Here is a 1,565-nt window from a genome sequence, read left to right on the forward strand (position 1 = left end):
CGGACGATTTATCCAGTCATTGGAAGATTCGGTTATGGAACTGTGCTGCAGGACTGAGCTGCGATGCGATGTCGTGCGTCGGCCACGCGACACACCATAATGATAATCATTCTCAATTTAGGCTATGATGTGTCGTGATATTGCTGATAGAGAGGGAGCAACATGAATCGTATTGTGAAAATCGCTGTGGCTGCGCTTGCCTCGGCTGGTCTGCTTGCTTCGGTGGCGGCTTGTGGCAATGGCCAGTCCACATCGAGCAATGAATCCGGAACCATCAACGTGGTGGCCTCCGTGAATCAGTGGGGCACGCTCGCCAAGGAACTCGGCGGCAAGAACGTGGACGTCACCAGCATCGTGCACACCACTAATGTCGATCCGCATGATTACGAGCCGACCACCGCCGACGTCGCCAAGCTGCAGAAGGCGCAGGTGATCGTCGTCAACGGTGCCGATTACGACGCATGGGCGGTCAAGGCCGCGAAGTCCACCAAGGCCACCGTCATCAACGCCGCGGAGGCTGGCGGCGTGAAGGAAGGCGACAACCCGCATGTCTGGTTCTCCGCAGCCGTGCGCAAGGCCGCGGCGAAGGCCATCACCAAGGCGTATGAGCAGGCGGATTCCTCCAAGAAGTCTGATTTCGAGAAGCTCAACCAGCAGTGGCAGAACGAGGAAAACGAAGTCGAATCCAAAATCGCCGATGTGAGGAAGAAGGCCAATGGCCTGAACTACGCGGCCACCGAATCCGTGGCGTACTACCTCGCCGAAGACATGGGATTGAAGGATGTCACTCCGACTGGTTACGCACAGGCCAGCGCGAACGAGAGCGAACCGACGGCTTCCGACATCACCCAGTACATTCAGGCCCTGAAGTCCGGCGGCGTCGATCTTCTGGTGGTCAACACCCAGGAGGAGAGCAATATGACGAAGAAGCTCACCGACGCCGCGGAATCCGCGAGCGTGCCGGAAATCAAGCTCACCGAGCAGATGCCAGGCCAGTATGATTCGCTGACCGACTGGATGTCCGCGCTTGTCGATTCCTTCAGCAAGGCCATCTGATCCATTGGCGAGGGCCGGCATCAGGCCATACGTGTATTGGTGGTTTCGGTGATGAGAGTGGTTGAAACCGTCTGAATCATGCTGGCCGGTTGGTGCTTTACCGCATCGTCCTGTTTCGATAATCAGGAATCCGCCCGTCGAATTGTTTTCGATGGGCGGATTCTTCCATTGACTGGATGTTTTGGCCGCCGAATGTCTGCGAGACGCCCTTTCCTTCCATTGGCTGGATGATTTGGGTGCGTGAGGTTCTTCTTAGCGTCCGTTTTTGTCCAGTCGGTGGATGTTTTGGTTGTGTTGGCATGGTCTTAGTGGCTGATTTTCTCCATTGCCTGGATGATTTGGTTCCTTAACTGGCCGGTAGGCGGATGTTTTCCTCCATTGGCTGGATGATTTAGTCCTGTGAGAGCGGCTTTGACGGGTGTCTTTATCCAGCTGTTGGGTAGTTTGGGCGTCTGAGGTCCTTCTGAACGTCTGTTTTATCCAGCCGGTGGATGTTTTGCCCCTGTAAC

Annotated in this window: 1 protein-coding gene; it reads left to right on the forward strand. The window is 55.7% G+C overall.

Annotated features, from left to right (window positions below):
- Positions 1–162: 162 nt before the first annotated feature.
- A complete protein-coding gene (locus B3C64_RS02230) occupies positions 163–1,056 on the forward strand; it encodes a metal ABC transporter solute-binding protein, Zn/Mn family (RefSeq protein ID WP_291533422.1) in 894 nt (297 codons plus the stop codon).
- Positions 1,057–1,565 lie beyond the last annotated feature (509 nt).

The organism is Bifidobacterium sp. UBA6881 (assembly GCA_002451435.1).
In the GTDB taxonomy this organism is placed as follows: Bacteria; Actinomycetota; Actinomycetes; order Actinomycetales; family Bifidobacteriaceae; genus Bifidobacterium.